The organism is Streptomyces sp. NPDC001902, from assembly GCF_042891295.1.
In the GTDB taxonomy this organism is placed as follows: domain Bacteria; phylum Actinomycetota; class Actinomycetes; order Streptomycetales; family Streptomycetaceae; genus Actinacidiphila.
The window spans coordinates 65,766-80,345 of the sequence record NZ_JBIATA010000027.1 but is presented as its reverse complement, the minus strand read 5'-3'; the positions used below and the strand labels follow the sequence as shown (position 1 = coordinate 80,345).

Genomic DNA, 14,580 nt, shown 5'->3' with positions numbered 1-14,580 from the left:
GACGCAAGATTAGCTGATGCTTCGTCACCCAGTTGGACATCTCTTCACATTTTTCTTATTCGGGCCACCACACCACCCCTGACCTGCAGAGACTTCCCGGGCGGCGGCACGGCCCCACCCCATTCGGCCCTACCCCTCCGCCGGTCTCAGGGTGCGGAGCGGCTGCGGATGATCGCCATATAGGTCTCGAGGACGCGCTGGCAGTCGTGCCGGGGGCCACATCCCGCCTGCCCCGTCCACAAGGAGGTTCAGCTCCATGCGTGGTGCTCGCATCCTGGCGATGGCGACGATGACCGCTGCGGCCGTCATCCTTCCGAACTCGCAGGCCTTCGCCGTGGTCGACGTCAACGTCGCCCAGAACGGACGCTCCGTCACCGTCACCGCCAATTCGGAGGTTTGCCAGGCGCCCGGCGCGATGGTGAACGCCAACGCCTTCCCGTCCGGCCTGCTGCGCAACGCCCTGTCCCTCAGCGCGACGACCCCGGGCGGCCCCCTGACCGGCACGTTCACGATCCCCGAGGACGCGCCGGCCAACACGTACACCATCACCGTCAGCTGCATGATCGGCCCGAAGTCCGACCAGGGCAGCGTCGGCACCCTCACCGTTCCGGCTACGACCAGCACGGAGGGTGACCGCGACGGCGGAACCACCACGGACAACAACGGCACCAACACGAACACGAACAACAACACCAATAACAACAACAACGACTACGACAACGGCAACGACAACGACGACGAGTACGGGGACGACTACGAGGACGACTACGGCAACTACGGCCGTGGCCACGACCGCGACAAGTGCTCGTGGGGCGGGCACGGCCGGGGCGGCCACGGCGGCCGGGGTGACGACCGCGGCGGCGACGACAACGGCCGCGGCGGTTACGGCGACCGGGGTGGCTACGGTGACCGCGGCGGCGACCGGGGCCGCGACCACGACCGCAAGTGCTACAAGAAGCGTCACCACGGCCACGACCGTGACAACGACCGTGACAACGACAACGACTACGGCAATGACAACGACAACGACAACAACGGCGGCGCGCCCGACACCGGCTTCGGCGGTTCGACCGGCATGAACACCGCCGAGAGCCTCACCGGCGCCTCCCTCCTCGCCGCCGCGGCGGCGGGCGGCGTGTTCCTCCTGCGCCGGCGTCGCACGCAGGGCGGCGAGGCCTGACCGCCCCGCAACCCCCGCGCGCGACAGCACGGCACTCCGCCCCGGGCCCCGCACACGGGCCCGGGGCGGGCTGCTGTCCGCCGCCGGCCGGCCGTACGTTCTCGCCCCGTCACGGCCCGGGCCCGCCCGCCGCGGTTCACTCCACCGGCGTACGCGAACGCTCCCCCGGACACGCTGCGTGGTGCACTGATCACGCACCGGAAGGTGAAGGAGAGACGTGGCGATGAAGGCAGCCCGGACGACCGGCCCCATATCCCCCGGACCCCGGCGCGGGCTCCACCACGCGGCGCTCATCGCGCTCTGGGCCTGCGCACTCCTGGTGACCGCCTGCACGGCCGGTCCGCCGGGGCGGAGCGCGGGGCAAGGCCCCGCGGGGCCGCCGGGCGCCGCCGCCGCGGCGACCGTTCCTCCCGCACTGGCCGGCTACTACCGGCAGAAGCTCGGCTGGAAACCCTGCGCGGACGAGCCGTCGTTCGAGTGCGCCACCTTGCGGGCCCCGCTGGACTACACGCGTCCGTCGGCGGGCGACATCCGGCTGTCCGCCACCCGCAAGCGGTCCACCGGGACCGCCGCCCAGCGCATCGGGTCGCTGCTGTTCAACCCCGGCGGCCCCGGCGAACCCGCGATCACCTCGCTCTGGTCCTACGCCGGAACCTTCTCACCGGCCGTACGGGCCGCCTACGACCTGGTCGCGGTCGACCCGCGCGGGGTCGGCGACAGCACCCCGGTGCACTGCGGTACCGGCACGGCCGGCACCCGCCTGGGGGTGCGGAGCCTGCCCGGCGCCGACGCGCCGGACTTCGCCGCGGCCGACGAGGCGGCACGCGACACCGCCGCCGTGTGCGAGCGCGGCGCGGGGCGTCTGCTGCCGCACGTCGGCACGCTCGACTCGGCCCGGGACATGGAACTCGTGCGCGCCCTGCTCGACGACGAGCGGCTGCACTACCTCGGCTTCTCCTACGGCTCCTACCTCGGTGCGAGCTACGCCGACCTCTTCCCGTCCCACGTGGGCCGCATGGTGCTGGACGGCGCCGTCGACCCCACGCTCGACGGCGTCCACAGCCTCCTGGGCCAGGCCCGGGGCTACCAGATCGCCTGGGACTCCTTCGCCGCCGACTGCGCCGCCCGCCCGGCCTGCCCCGTGGGTCACTCCGCGGACGGGGCGGGCCGCACCCTGGACGCCCTGGTCGAGACCCTCGACCGGAGCCCGTTGCGGCAGGGCAAGGACGTCGTGGTCGACGGCGACGCCCTCATCAGCGCGGTCACCACGGCGCTCATGGCGCCAGCGTGGGAGAAACTGCGCGTCGCGCTCGGCGAGGTGCGCTCCGGGGGCACCACCACCGTGCAGGAACTCGGCGGGGCCTTCGGCGACTCCGGTTTCAGCGGTGACGCGTACGTCGCGATCAGCTGCCTCAGCGGCACCCTGGGACCACGGGCCACGCCCGCACAGGCACGTGCGGCGTTCCCCGCGTTCGTCCGCGCCTCGCCCCGCTTCGGCACGTACTTCGCGGACCAGGTGTCGACCTGCGCCCACTGGCCGGTCCCCGCGGACCAGCCGGCCGGTGCCCTCACCGCGTCCGGCGCCGTACCGATCCTGGTCGTCGGCACCACCCGCGACCCGGCGACCCCCTACTCCGAAGCACGGACCCTGGCCCGCCTGCTCTCCTCGGGCCGGCTCCTCACCTACGACGGCGACGGCCACACCGCCTACCTCAGGTCGGTCGGCTGCGTCGACGACGCCGTCGACGGCTACCTGACGCGGGGCCAGTTGCCGCCCGCGGGGGCGGTCTGCGCCTGACGTCCCCGACAAGGGTTCGGGGGCGGCTCGGGGTGGACCCTGATGCCCCGGGGGCGGCGCACACGATGTGCTGGGGGCCCGCGCCACCACCCCCGCACACCAGGAGGAGCCCCATGCCCGTTCGGAGGGTGCTCGCATGAACCCCGGCGTGCTGTCCCTGGCGGCGGCCCTGCTGTCGGCGGTCTGCTACGCGACGGCGGCGGTCGCCCAGGAACGTACGGCCGCCGCCGGGCGGAAGCCGACGGGCGGCCTGTGGACGCTGGCGCTGGTGCTCCAGGCGGCGGGGGCGGGGCTGCACGCGGTCGCCCTGCGGTACGGGTCGCTGACCGTGGTCCAGGCACTGGGCGCGCTGACCCTCGTACTGGCGCTGCCGCTGCACGCGGCCCTCGGCCGGCGCCGCGTGCGGCCCCGCGAGTGGGGCGGGGCCGGGCTGACCGTCCTGGGGCTGGTGGCCCTTCTGCTGTCCACGGCGCCGCCCGGTACGGAACGGGCACTGGGTGGTGCCGAGTTGGTCCTGCTGGCCGCGATCACGGCGGCGGCGTCTCTGGCCCTGACCCGGGTGCCGTGGGGGGCCGACCGTTCCGTGGTGCGCGCGCTGCGCTTCGCGACGGCGGCGGGCGCGGCGTTCGGGATCGCCTCGTGCCTGACCCAGGGCCTGGCGGTGCACCTGGCCGCGAGCGGGCTCGGAGCGGCCTTCGCCGACCCGATGCTCCTGGTGGCGGCCGGCTGCACCGGTGTCCTGGCGATCGCGGGGATGCTGTGGTCGCAGGAGGCGTACCGGGGTGGGCTGGGCGTCGCGCTGGCTGCGGTCACGCTCGCGAACCCCCTGGTCGCGGGGTGCGTCGGCGTCCTGCTGCTCGGTGAGGGTTTCCGGGGCGGCTCGGTGGGCCTGGCGGCGGCCCTCGCGGGGGCGGTGGCGGCGGGGCGGGGCGTGGTGGTCCTGTCCCGGCCGGCACCGGCGGCGGGCCGTGCGCACCGGGTCCCCGGTCCGCGGGCGGCGTCGCCCGCGGTCGCCGACTAGTCGGCGGCCAGGGGGGCGAATTCCCGGCGGGCGGCGGCCCCGCGGGTGCAGCATGTCGGCAGTCCGGTCGAGACCGGGCCGCGCGCCTCGTCCGAGGGGGGTCCCATGTTGCTCTGCGCCTGTCCTGCCGTGCTGCCGTCCCGGTGCCGCCCGTGCGCGCACACCCTTCCGCGGCTGGCCGCCTCCGTGCTGATGGTGCTCGCCGTACTCGTCTCGGCGTGCGCGGGGTTCGCCGTGCACCGGGCGGAGCGCGCGCAGGCCCTGGCCGAACGGGGCCACCGGCACCTCGTGGAGGGCACCGCGCTGTCCTCGACGGGGCCGGTCTTCCATGAGCACGGCATGCGGTCGTTACCGCCGGTGAGCGCCGGCTGGGAGTACCCGCACGGCCGTTCGCACACCGGACGGGTCCCGGTGGGGCGGCCCGTCGAGGCGGGCGAGCCGGTACGGATCTGGGTGGACGACCGGGGCTCGCCGGCGCCGGAACCCCGCAGTACGGCCGGAGCGCGGGGCGCGGGCCTGGTGCTGGGCATCATGTGCTTCCTGCTGTGGTCGGCCGTGGCCTGGGGCGTGCACCACGCCGTGGGCGCCCTCGTGCTGCGCGGGCGGCTGAGGACGTGGGAGCGGGAGTGGGCGCGCGTCGAGCCGGTGTGGTCCGGCCGGGCGCGCTGACCGGCGTCAGCGGAAGAGCCGCAGGACCCGCAGGCCTCTGACGTGGTCCTCGCCGGGACCCGCCCTGAGTTCCTCCGGGGGTTTCCAGTCGGCGTGCAGGGCGGCCCAGAAGTCGGTCCACGCCTGGGTCTCCGTCGGCCCGCGCCCGACCGCGTCGGTTCCCGGACAGGTGACCACGTAACCGTCGCCGTCCTGCCGGATCGTCACCGCTGGCTCGACCATGGCCACCTCGCGTCCCGGTGCACCCGAATCACGTCAAGGGTCACCCGGTCGGCGCCGACGCGCAACAGCGCTCCGTGTGGGCCGTCCGGGGGACCCCGCAGCGGCCCGCCGCGCCCCCGGGCCCCGGGGGCGCGGCGGTGTCCGCCGGCTCCGTCACCCCGCCAGGGCCACGCGGCGGAAGCCCTCGGCGAGGTAGCGCAGCCGCCTCACCACGTAGGCGAAGACCGGGCGGAAGGCCGGGACGGTGCTCCCCGGCCGGTAGGACGTGTCGCTCATCTCGGGCGACCCTTCTGGACGTGCACGGTGTGCGTCGGGGGTGGGTGTCAGTACGGGAGGGGCTTCCCGGACGGTGTCCGCAGGTCGATCGGAGGGCGCGACGGCGCCGGCTTCTTCGGTCGCTGGACGCGGATGCGGCGCATGGTCATCACTCCTTCGGAAACGCGGCCCGTGGTGGGCGGACCCTTCCAGTCCTACGCCGTGGGCACTGCTGCCCGCGTCAGGGAACGTCCCTGAAGCCACCCCTATGCCCGGCATGTCCCTCCTCCCATGGGGTGAGTCGCGCGCAGGGTGCGTCGTGGCTGCTCAGGGGCCCGGGGGAGGAAACGGAGATTTCCCTCACAAGCGTCGATATCGGCGGCCTATCTAAGTCCTTGCTTATATAAGCCGCTGCTGCCGTAGTGACGGACGTGCACGCATTCGACGTACTCGGGGATCCGGTGCGGCGCCGCATCCTGGAGCTCCTCGCCTCCGGGGAACAGCCGTCCGGTGCGATCACCGAGGTCATCAGCGGGGAGTTCGGCATCTCACAGCCCGCCGTGTCCCAGCACCTGAGGGTCCTGCGGGAGAACGGCTTCGCCGCCGTGCGCGCGGAGGGGACCCGGAGGCTCTACGCCGTCCAGGCCGCGCCGCTGCGCGAGGTCGACGCGTGGCTGGAACGCTTCCGCGGTTTCTGGGAGCAGCGGCTGGACGCGCTCGGCACCGAGCTCGCCCGGGGGCGCCGGGAGCGCCGCCCGGCACAGGAACAGCAGCGACCGGGAACGGGACAGGCCCCGGACCCCGGGAAGGAACGGGAAGAGACCGCATGAACATCGTCGACGAGATCAACGCCATCCACCGCGCGACCGGCAGCCGGGAGGTCTCCGGCGAGGAGGCGCGCACGGTGCTGCTGCGCCGTACGTACGACGCCCCGGTCGAGGACGTGTGGGACGCCTGCACCACCGCGGAGCGCATCGGGCGCTGGTTCCTGCCGGTCACCGGCGATCTGCGGCTCGGCGGCCGGTACCAGCTGCAGGGCAACGCCGGCGGGGAGATCCTGCGGTGCGAGCCGCCGGAGCTGCTCCGGGTCAGCTGGGTCATGGGCGGGGCGCCCGGGTTCAGCGAGGTGGAGGTGCGGCTGACCGCGGAGGACGCGGAGCGTACGGTCCTGGAACTGGAGCACACGGCCGTGGTGCCGCCCGGCATGTGGGACCGGTTCGGGCCCGGTGCGGTCGGCGTCGGCTGGGACCTGGGGCTGCTGGGGCTCGGGCTGTACCTGGCCGGTGGCGGCATCGGGCCGGAGAAGGCGGAGGAATGGCAGTTCTCCGACGAGGCCCGGGACTTCATGACCCGCAGCAGCCGGGCCTGGGGCACGGTGTACGCCGCCTCGGGTGCCCCCGAGGACACCGTGGCCGCCGCGGTCACCGCCACGACCGGCTTCTACGTCCCGGCACGGCCCGAGTAGCCCCTGCCCCCGGTGCGGTGTTTGCCCTGTCCGACCTCTCGGTTTAAAGTCGCAACCGGGAGAGGGCGATGCAGAAGAAGGACTTCAGTGACGGACCGTGCCCGGTCGCGCGGACGCTGGGCGTCGTCGGCGACTGGTGGTCGCTGCTGATCGTCAGGGACGCGCTCAACGGGGTACGCCGGTTCAACGACTTCCACCGCAGCCTGGGCTGCGCCAAGAACATCCTGAGCAGCCGCCTCACCAAGCTGGTGGAGCACGGGGTGCTGCGCACGGTGCCCGCCTCGGACGGGAGTCCGTACCGGGAGTACGAACTCACCGAGGAGGGCAAGGGTCTGCGGCTGGTGCTGCTCGCCCTGCGCCAGTGGGGCGAGGCCAACCTCTTCGAACCCGGGGAGGAGCGGACCACCCTCGTGGACCGGGCGACCGGTCGCCCGGTGGCCCCGCTGGGGATGCGCGGCGCCGACGGCCGGCCGCTCGGGCCCGACGACGTCGAGTTGCGGACGCCGGCGCCCTGACGACCCGCGGGGTGCCGGACCGCGACGGGGGAAACGTGGTGCGGCACCCGCACCGCACGCCTGTCCGCGATGACGCGGTTCATGCGCACCGGGCGCGGCCCGGTGCGCATCACCCCCGCGCCGCGCTCAGTGGGGACGGGCCGCCGGCTCCAGGACGAAGACCGGGATCTCGCGGTCGGTCTTCTTCTGGTAGTCCGCGTAGTCGGGGAAGGCCTCGACGGCCCGGTCCCACCACAGCGCCTTCTCCTCGCCGGACACCTCACGCGCCGTCATGTCCTGGCGCCGGGGGCCGTCCTGGAGCTCGACCCGGGGATCGGCGACCACGTTGTGGTACCAGACCGGGTTCTTGGGTGCGCCGCCCAGCGAGGCGACCACGGCGTACTGCCCGCCGTGCTCCACCCGCATCAGGGGGGTCTTGCGGATCTTCCCGCTCTTCGCGCCGCGGGTCGTCAGGATGACCACGGGCAGGTCCCGCATCGTGGTCCCCTCGGTGCCCCCGGAACTCTCGTACCGCTCGACCTGCTCGCGCGCCCACGTCTGCGGGCTCGGTTCGTACTCGCCCTCCAATGGCACGGGCTCCTCCTCGGTGTCGGTGGTGCTGTCCCGCCCCATCCTCCCCCGCCCGCCGCCTCGTTGCGACGCGCACCCCACCGCGTACGCGTGCTCACCCGGCCACGTCGTGCAGCAACGGCCGCAGGAAGTGCGCGAGTTCGACCGGGTGCGGGAGGTAGGGGGCGTGCGCGCCGGGGATGCCGACCAGCTCGGTTCCCAGCCTTCCCGCCAGCCACTCGGCCAGCGCACCAGTTCCTCCAGCGCGCCCCTCGGCCCGTCCGCCGCCGTGCCCCGTTCGAAGGCCCGGCCGAACCGGGCGCGCACCGCGCCGGGATCCGCGCTCACCGACAGGAACGGGGGCTCGTGGACGATGGCCGCCCGCACCGTCTCCGGGTGGCGCAGCGCGAGGTTGAGCAGGATCACCGCCCCGCTCCCGGACCCCAGGACGGCCGCCGGGCCGAAGCCGAGGCCGCGGAGCAGCCCGGCGGCGTCGCCGGCCTGCTCGTCGATGGACGTCGAGGTCCATCGCGGCGGACGCGGGCTGCGCGCGTTCCCCCTGCAGTCGTAGGAGACGACGGTGAACTCGTCGGCGAGCGCCTCGGCCGTCCTGGTCCACACACCGGAGTCGCCGCCCGCCCCGGAGACGCACAGGAGGGGCGGCCCCCGGCCGCGGCGCTCGTGGTGGAGCGCGACCCCGCCGACCTCGATCATGCCCATGGGGATGGTCTTGCCGCCGCGGCGCGCCCCCGGCGTGGGCCGTCCGGGTGAGGCGGCCACGAAGAGGTCGCTGCAGCTCGGCTGCCACGCACCCTCTGGTGGCGGTATGTCACGAGAAGCGCTTTTTGTCCGGTGGTGATTTGCTGCGCATGGCGGCGGACCGGTTCTGGGAGCCCCCTCCACGGAGCCGCCGTCTCATCCCTTTCCGTCACAGCTCAAGGAGGAGCTTGATGTCGGTCTACACCCCCCAGCAGTACGGTCAGCAGCTGCAGCAGCCGCACTGGCAGCAGTCCGGTCAGCAGCAGTCGCAGCCGTGGGCAGGTCAGCAGGGCTACGGACAGCAGGGCATCGGCCAGCCGTTCATGGGTCTGCAGGGCTACGGGCAGCAGCACTTCGGCCAGCCCGGCATCGGGCAGGGCCAGCAGCAGCTGCCGCTGCTGGTGACCGAGCTGTCGCTGCGCTGTGCGGCCACCGCGGTCAACGCCGTGGTCGAGCAGGTGCGCATCGACCCGCAGATCATGATGGGCATCCAGGCGCAGGGCCAGATCCCCCCGCACGCCTGGAGCAGCGTGCTCACCGAGTGCGCCCGCCGCATCGCGCCGGTCGTGCACAGCGCGCTGAGCCAGATCGCCCAGGGCCAGTCGCCGTTCGGCCAGTACGGCCAGCAGTACGGCCAGCAGTTCGGCCAGTTCAGCCAGTACGGCCAGTTCCCGGGCCAGTTCCAGAACGGTCAGTTCCAGAACAGCCAGTTCCAGAACGGCCAGTCCCCGTACGGGCAGTCGCCGTACGGGCAGCACGTCGGTCAGATGCCGCTCGGCATCTGAGCGGTCTCCCGGTCGGCCGGGGCGGCCCTTGCGGCTGCCCCGGCCGACCGGGCCGTCCGGCCGCGGCAGCGGCGCGGTGTGGTCCAACGCAAGGTGATCGGTGAAGGCGGAAGCGTGATGAGTGAGCAGCAGGGCAACGGCGACATGGCGAAGGGGCACGGCGGCGCCAAGGGCGGCCGCAAGCCCGGTGCCGGATCGGAAGCCGGCGGGGCGAACGGACCGGTCGCGGCACCGGGCGGCACGAAACAGGGCCCCGGGCACTACATGGGGATGGCGGGGACGCACGCCGGGCACCCGGGCCGCGCGGCCTGGGGCCGGTACCTGGTGGCACCCCGGCCGGCCCCCTGGCTGACCGCGGGCGTGCCGCCCGTCGAGGCCTCGGCGCTGTTCACGCTGCTCGAGGAGGATCCGGAGGTGGAGGTGGTCGCCCAGGTGCACCCCTCCCGCTCCCGCGGCCTGGAGGCGATCGCCGAACCCCACCCCGTGTGCCCCCCGGTGGCCGTGGTGACGATGCCCCACGAGCGCGCCCGCGCGCTGGCCGCCAACCCCCAGGTGGTGGTCGAGGCCGACCAGCCGCTGGCCTACACGCCGGCCCCCGCGACGCGGCCGGCCGCCGCGGCCGTGGACCCGGCGATGGAGGTCACCCTCCAGGAGCCGCCGCGGATCACGGTGCGCGTGACGAGTCGCGGCCAGGGCGTGCCCGACGCGCAGGTATGGGCGACGGGCACCGGCACGACGGCGTACGCCGTCACCGGCGCCGACGGCCGGGCCGAGCTCGTCCTGCCGGCCGACACCCCGGCAACCCTCCGGTCCCTGTACGTGCGACCGGCGGGCGACCACTGGCCGGTGCGCACCGGCCGCCCCTTCCCGGACGACGACACCCTGTCCGGCGCCGAGGTGGAGGTGGTGGTCCGCTCCCTGGCGGAGACCTTCGAGGGCTTCCCGGACCGGCCGCTCACCGGCTGGGGCTGGCAGGCGATGCGCCTGCACGAGATCCCCCCGACCTACCGCGGCCACGGCGTCTCGGTGGCCCTGCTGGACTCCGGCGTCGACACCGCGCACCCGGACCTGAAGGACACCGTCCGCTCCGGCGCCGACTTCACCCCCGCCGCCGACGACGCGGGCTGGCGGACGGACACGACCGGGCACGGCACCCGCTGCGCCGGGATCGTGGCCGCCGCCGACAACCGCACCGGGGTCACCGGCATCGCGGCGGACGCCACGGTGCACGCCCTCAAGCTGTTCCCCGGCGGCCGCGTCGCCGACCTGCTGCGCGCGGTGGACCACTGCATCTCCCACGACATCGACGTCGCACAGATCAACGTCACCTACGACCAGCCCTCGCAGCTGGCGGCGTGGAAGCTGATGGACGCGCACGCGGCGGGCATCGCCGTCATCGCCCCGGCGGGCGACACCTCCGGTGCGCTCAGCCCGCTCGCCGCCCTGCCCACCGTGCTGGCCGCGGGCGCGCTCGCGCACACCGGCACCTACCCGCCGGACAGCCCGGCGGCCGCCACCCAGCCTCCGTGGCCCGGTCCGTACCCGGCGCCCTTCACGCCCACCGGGCCCGGCGTCGACCTCACCGCACCCGGAACCGCGATCGTCACCACGGCGCTCGGCGCCACCTACACGGTCGCCGAGGGCACCGCCATCGCGGCGGCCCATCTCACCGGGCTGGCCGCGTTGCTGCTCGCCCACCACGAGCAGCTGCGGGCGACGCCGCACCCCCGCGGCGCCGCGCGCACGGACCAGCTGATGGCCCTGCTCCGCGGTGCCAGCCGGCCGCTGCCCGTCACCGAACCGCTCCGCGTCGGCGCCGGGCTGCCCGACGCCCCGACCGCGCTCGGTCTCGCCGCCCCGACGGCGACGTTCGACGCGACCGCCGCCCCCCTGGCAACGGGCTCGCCCTCTCCCAACTGAGGCGCGCCCCGCACACCGGGCGGTGGTCCGGTCCCGTCTCCCGGACCACCGCCCCTCACGCGCCGCCGGCGTCACGGGCGGACGGTCAGGGCGCCGCGCCGGGGGTGCGGGCGACGGTCAGCGCGACCGAGCGGTCGCCGATCCGGACGACGCGGGCGACCGGAGCGTGCAGGCCCGAGGCGGCCGCCAGGTCCGCGGCGTCGCGTGCCGTCACGGGGAGCGGCAGGTCGCGTGCGACGAGCGACGCGAAGGGGCCGGAGGCCCGGAAGCCGAACGCGAGGGGGAGGCTGTACCCGACACGGCCACCAGGCCGCAGGACGCGCCGCCAGTCGGCGAGGGCCCGCCCACCGAGGAAGTGCAGGGACGACGCGCACAGGACGAGGTCGAGCGCTCGGTCGGCGCAGGGCAGCGGCACGGCGTCCGCGACCCGCCAGTCGATCGCCCCGGGGGCCGCCAGGCGCTCGGCGCGCGCCCGGCCCGCGGCGATCATGGCCGCGGAGACGTCCACGGCCAGCACCGCGGGGTCGGCGGACGGACGGGAGCGGGCGAGCGTCAGGGCCACCGCCCCGGTGCCGCAGGCCACGTCGGCGACCCTCCGGTCCACCGGCGTGGGGTCCGCCAGCTCGATCAGGGCCGCGGCGACGGCGTCGTGATGGTCGTCGTCATAGTCCGCGGCCAGCAGGTCGAACGCCTGGCTCATCGGCGTCCGCTGCCGTGTCGGCTCCGGCGGGGGTCCGTGCATGCGGTGGCGGTCCTCCCAGGGCGTCGCGCACGATCGCGACCACGGCCATGTCGTCCTGCAACGGGGCGGAGGTGTGGGCCAGCAGGTCGTCGGTCATCTCCCGTACGAGCTGGTCGGGGCCGCGGTCGCCCCACTCCGCGACCCGGCTGATGAGCGGGTAGAACTCCCCGTCGCCGTTCCGGGCCTCGGTCACGCCGTCGGTGTAGAGCAGCAGCCGGTCGCCGGGGGCGAAGGTGAAGGTGGTGGGAGCGTAGCTGCTCCCGGTCAGTCCGCCGAGTCCCAGCGGGGGCGCCGGTTCGGGGACGTCGAGGGTGGTGACCGTGCCGTCGTGGAGGAGGATCGGCGGCAGGTGCCCGCAGCTGACCACGTGCACGTACGGCTCGTCGTCGGGGATCTCGACGACGGCGGCGGTGACGAAGCGCTCCCCGACGTCGGTTTCGCCCGGCCCGTCCCACGCCTGGGTCAGCTCCCAGCGGACGCTGCCCTCCAGCGACTCCATCAGCTCCGCCAAGGGCGCCTGCCGGTGCGCCGAGGCGCGGAAAGCCCCGAGGACGGTCTCGGTGTCGCCGATGGAACCCAGTCCCTTGCCACGCACGTCGCCGATGAGCAGGCGGGTGGCCCGGGCCGTGCGGGCGACGGCGTACAAGTCGCCGCCGATGCGCTCACCGTCGCCGGCGCTGCGGTACGCCGTGGCGATGGACACCGGCCCGGCTTGGCGCGGCAGCGGGCGCAGCAGCACGCCCTGGGTCGCCTGCCACACCGCGCGCAGCTCCGCGAGCTCATGTCTGCGGCGCTCGCGCAGGGCGCTGATGAGGACGAGCAGCAAGGAGAGCAGCACCAGGGAACCGAGCTGGACGAGGACGTTCTCGGTGAGGAGCGTGTGCCGCTCGGCGCCCGCGGCGACGAGGGCGAGCACCGCCGCGAATCCCGTCAGGGCCCCGTACACGGCTCCGGCGAAGGCGGAGGCCAGCGCGACGGGGATGACCAGCACGTGGGCGAGGTGGATGTCCTCCGGGAGGAAGTGGTCGGCGACCGGAACCGCCGTGATAATCGCGATCATCAGGGCGAGGAAGACCCTGCAACCCGATCCGATGGGATCCTGCATCGCCGAGAGACGGGACCCGAGCTCCATGCGGGTGCCTCCCTTCCCGCACCCGGGCCGGGTGCGACCACGACAAGCCCTCCCTCTGCGCGAACTCAACATACGGGCTTTTCGTTTTCTTCCGGACAAAATTCTCGTACGGGAATCCATCATCCGACGTCCGGAGGTATGGGCGGAAGATCCACGGGCGCTTTCCGGGGCCCAGGCGGCCAGCAGATCCGCCCAGCGCCCGCTGCCGCGGCTGCGGGTACCGACGCCGGAACCGATGCCGAGGCTGTCGACGATGGCGGCTCCACGGCCGTGCTCGCCGGGGCCGCGGCCGGCGGCCCAGGTGCCGTGCCACGGCGCGGGCCCGCCGTCGGTGACCTCGACGCGGATGATCGCCGTGCCGTCGACCTCGCCGCGGCGCAGGCGCAGGGCGACCGGTGGCAGCGCGTGCTCCACGGCGTTGGTCACCAGTTCCGATACGACGAGGACGGCGTCGTGGACGGCCTCCTCCGGCACCGACCAGCCGGTCAGCACGGTGCGCGCGGTGCGTCGCGCGACGGCGACTGCGACGGCGCGGTGCTCCAGCTCGCACACGTACACGTCGGTACGGCCGGCCGATGACGAGGTGGCGTACCAGTGCGTCATGTCCATCACTCCCCACGCCGAAGGGCTGCTCCGCAGCGTCACCGGTATGGGGAAGGGCCCCCTGTCCGTCCCCAACGGATGCGGGGCCCCGGCACCCGCTCACATGGTGTACCCGGTTGTGACCTCCTGAACCCCACGTGTCACAGCGGTTGCGCAGCGCCTGCCGGAGGCCCGTGGCACGTCTGCGATGCTGGTCGCGTGCCGCCCACGCAGACCACGCCCGAACCGATCACCGCGGACCCGCCCGACGTCGCCGCCGGCCCGCTGCTCACCCAGTCGTGGCTCGACCTGGCCTTCCTCCACTGGGCGGCCGACCCCGCCTACATCGCGCCGCTCCTGCCGGCCGGCACCGTCCCCGACACCCTCGACGGCGCCACCTACGTCGGCCTCGTCGCCTTCCGCATGCACCGCGTCGGCTGGTTCCGTCTCCCGGGCGTCCCCTACCTGGGCACCTTCCCCGAGACGAACGTCCGGCTGTATTCCGTGGACGCCCACGGGCGGCGCGGTGTCGTCTTCCGGTCGCTCGACGCGTCCCGGCTGATACCGGTGGCGGTCGCGCGCGCCGCGTTCCGCCTGCCGTACCTGTGGTCGCGGATGGCGATCCGCCGCGACGGCGACACCCTCACGTACACCAGCACGCGCCGTTGGCCGGGCCCGCGCGGGGCGCACTCGCGGATCAGCGTGCGCGTCGGCGAGCCCGTCGCGGAACCCACCGAGCTCGAGCACTTCCTCACCGCGCGCTGGGGTCTGCACAACACCTTCTTCGAGCGGCAGCTGTACCTGCCGAACTCCCACCCCCGCTGGCCGCTCCACCGCGCCGAACTACTCGACTGCGACGAGAGCCTGATCACGGCCGCGGGCCTGCCCGCCCCCGTGGGCCCCCCGGTCAGCGTCCTGTACTCCCCCGGCGTCCCCGTCCGCTTCGGCCGCCCCTCCCGCCCGGGCGGCATCCCCACGCCCTGAGG

General features: G+C 74.2%; 15 protein-coding genes and 1 pseudogene. 10 read left to right on the top strand and 6 right to left on the bottom strand.

The features are described 5' to 3' along the window. The first annotated feature begins 256 nt into the window (after positions 1–256). From ACFYYN_RS33970 to ACFYYN_RS33955, 4 genes are all read left to right on the top strand, one after another. Positions 257–1,180, top strand: coding sequence for a hypothetical protein (locus tag ACFYYN_RS33970; RefSeq protein WP_500548773.1), 924 nt, complete (start codon positions 257–259; stop codon positions 1,178–1,180). A 223-nt stretch (positions 1,181–1,403) separates the two neighbouring features. After that, entirely contained in the window at positions 1,404–2,978 is a 1,575-nt protein-coding gene (locus ACFYYN_RS33965) for an alpha/beta hydrolase (protein WP_500548772.1), read from the top strand. 136 nt (positions 2,979–3,114) lie between these two features. Continuing rightward, positions 3,115–3,999 carry a DMT family transporter gene (locus ACFYYN_RS33960; RefSeq protein ID WP_500548771.1) on the top strand — a complete coding sequence of 295 codons (885 nt, stop codon included), beginning with the start codon at positions 3,115–3,117 and terminating at the stop codon, positions 3,997–3,999. A gap of 105 nt (positions 4,000–4,104) precedes the next feature. Next, positions 4,105–4,668 carry an Rv1733c family protein gene (locus ACFYYN_RS33955; RefSeq protein ID WP_500548770.1) on the top strand — a complete coding sequence of 188 codons (564 nt, stop codon included), beginning with the start codon at positions 4,105–4,107 and terminating at the stop codon, positions 4,666–4,668. A gap of 6 nt (positions 4,669–4,674) precedes the next feature. On the opposite strand, the gene ACFYYN_RS33950 is transcribed toward ACFYYN_RS33955, so the two are convergent. Together ACFYYN_RS33950 and ACFYYN_RS33945 are read right to left on the bottom strand one after the other, a co-directional pair. Next, positions 4,675–4,890, bottom strand: coding sequence for a hypothetical protein (locus ACFYYN_RS33950; RefSeq protein WP_499509473.1), 216 nt, complete (start codon positions 4,888–4,890; stop codon positions 4,675–4,677). 153 nt (positions 4,891–5,043) lie between these two features. Further along, complete coding sequence (locus ACFYYN_RS33945; RefSeq protein WP_500329562.1) at positions 5,044–5,166, bottom strand: hypothetical protein; 123 nt, start codon at positions 5,164–5,166, stop codon at positions 5,044–5,046. Between the two features lie 401 nt (positions 5,167–5,567). Between ACFYYN_RS33945 and ACFYYN_RS33940 the strand changes: the two genes are divergently transcribed. The 3 genes from ACFYYN_RS33940 (at position 5,568) to ACFYYN_RS33930 (ending at position 7,125) form a co-directional block, all read left to right on the top strand. Beyond that, complete coding sequence (locus ACFYYN_RS33940; protein WP_500548769.1) at positions 5,568–5,975, top strand: ArsR/SmtB family transcription factor; 408 nt, start codon at positions 5,568–5,570, stop codon at positions 5,973–5,975. Then, the gene (locus tag ACFYYN_RS33935) at positions 5,972–6,610 is read left to right on the top strand and encodes an SRPBCC family protein (protein WP_500548768.1); all 639 of its coding nucleotides are present in this window, start codon (positions 5,972–5,974) and stop codon (positions 6,608–6,610) included. Before ACFYYN_RS33940 ends, ACFYYN_RS33935 begins: the two co-directional genes overlap by 4 nt. Positions 6,611–6,678: 68 nt before the next feature. Beyond that, positions 6,679–7,125, top strand: a complete 447-nt coding sequence (locus ACFYYN_RS33930; protein ID WP_500548767.1) for a winged helix-turn-helix transcriptional regulator — start codon at positions 6,679–6,681, stop codon at positions 7,123–7,125. 126 nt (positions 7,126–7,251) lie between these two features. Here the strand turns inward: ACFYYN_RS33930 and ACFYYN_RS33925 are convergent, their stop codons facing one another. Together ACFYYN_RS33925 and ACFYYN_RS33920 are read right to left on the bottom strand one after the other, a co-directional pair. Continuing rightward, entirely contained in the window at positions 7,252–7,698 is a 447-nt protein-coding gene (locus tag ACFYYN_RS33925) for a nitroreductase family deazaflavin-dependent oxidoreductase (RefSeq protein ID WP_500329730.1), read from the bottom strand. Positions 7,699–7,968: 270 nt separating this feature from the next. Further along, positions 7,969–8,388, bottom strand: a pseudogene (locus ACFYYN_RS33920) (alpha/beta fold hydrolase); the annotation flags it as partial. Between the two features lie 236 nt (positions 8,389–8,624). On the opposite strand from ACFYYN_RS33920, the gene ACFYYN_RS33915 reads away from it, so the two are divergent. Beyond that, positions 8,625–9,218, top strand: a complete 594-nt coding sequence (locus ACFYYN_RS33915; RefSeq protein WP_500548766.1) for a hypothetical protein — start codon at positions 8,625–8,627, stop codon at positions 9,216–9,218. A 117-nt stretch (positions 9,219–9,335) separates the two neighbouring features. Next, positions 9,336–11,138, top strand: a complete 1,803-nt coding sequence (locus ACFYYN_RS33910) for a S8 family serine peptidase (RefSeq protein ID WP_500548765.1) — start codon at positions 9,336–9,338, stop codon at positions 11,136–11,138. A gap of 85 nt (positions 11,139–11,223) precedes the next feature. On the opposite strand, the gene ACFYYN_RS33905 is transcribed toward ACFYYN_RS33910, so the two are convergent. Both ACFYYN_RS33905 and ACFYYN_RS33900 read right to left on the bottom strand, forming a co-directional pair. Next, positions 11,224–11,838 (bottom strand): class I SAM-dependent methyltransferase, encoded by a 615-nt coding sequence (locus ACFYYN_RS33905; protein ID WP_500548764.1) that lies wholly within the window; start codon positions 11,836–11,838, stop codon positions 11,224–11,226. Continuing rightward, positions 11,801–13,615 carry a SpoIIE family protein phosphatase gene (locus tag ACFYYN_RS33900; RefSeq protein ID WP_500548763.1) on the bottom strand — a complete coding sequence of 605 codons (1,815 nt, stop codon included), beginning with the start codon at positions 13,613–13,615 and terminating at the stop codon, positions 11,801–11,803. The genes ACFYYN_RS33905 and ACFYYN_RS33900 overlap by 38 nt, the downstream gene beginning before the upstream one ends. A 198-nt stretch (positions 13,616–13,813) precedes the next feature. Between ACFYYN_RS33900 and ACFYYN_RS33895 the strand changes: the two genes are divergently transcribed. Then, entirely contained in the window at positions 13,814–14,578 is a 765-nt protein-coding gene (locus ACFYYN_RS33895) for a YqjF family protein (protein ID WP_500548762.1), read from the top strand. The last annotated feature ends 2 nt before the right edge of the window (positions 14,579–14,580 follow it).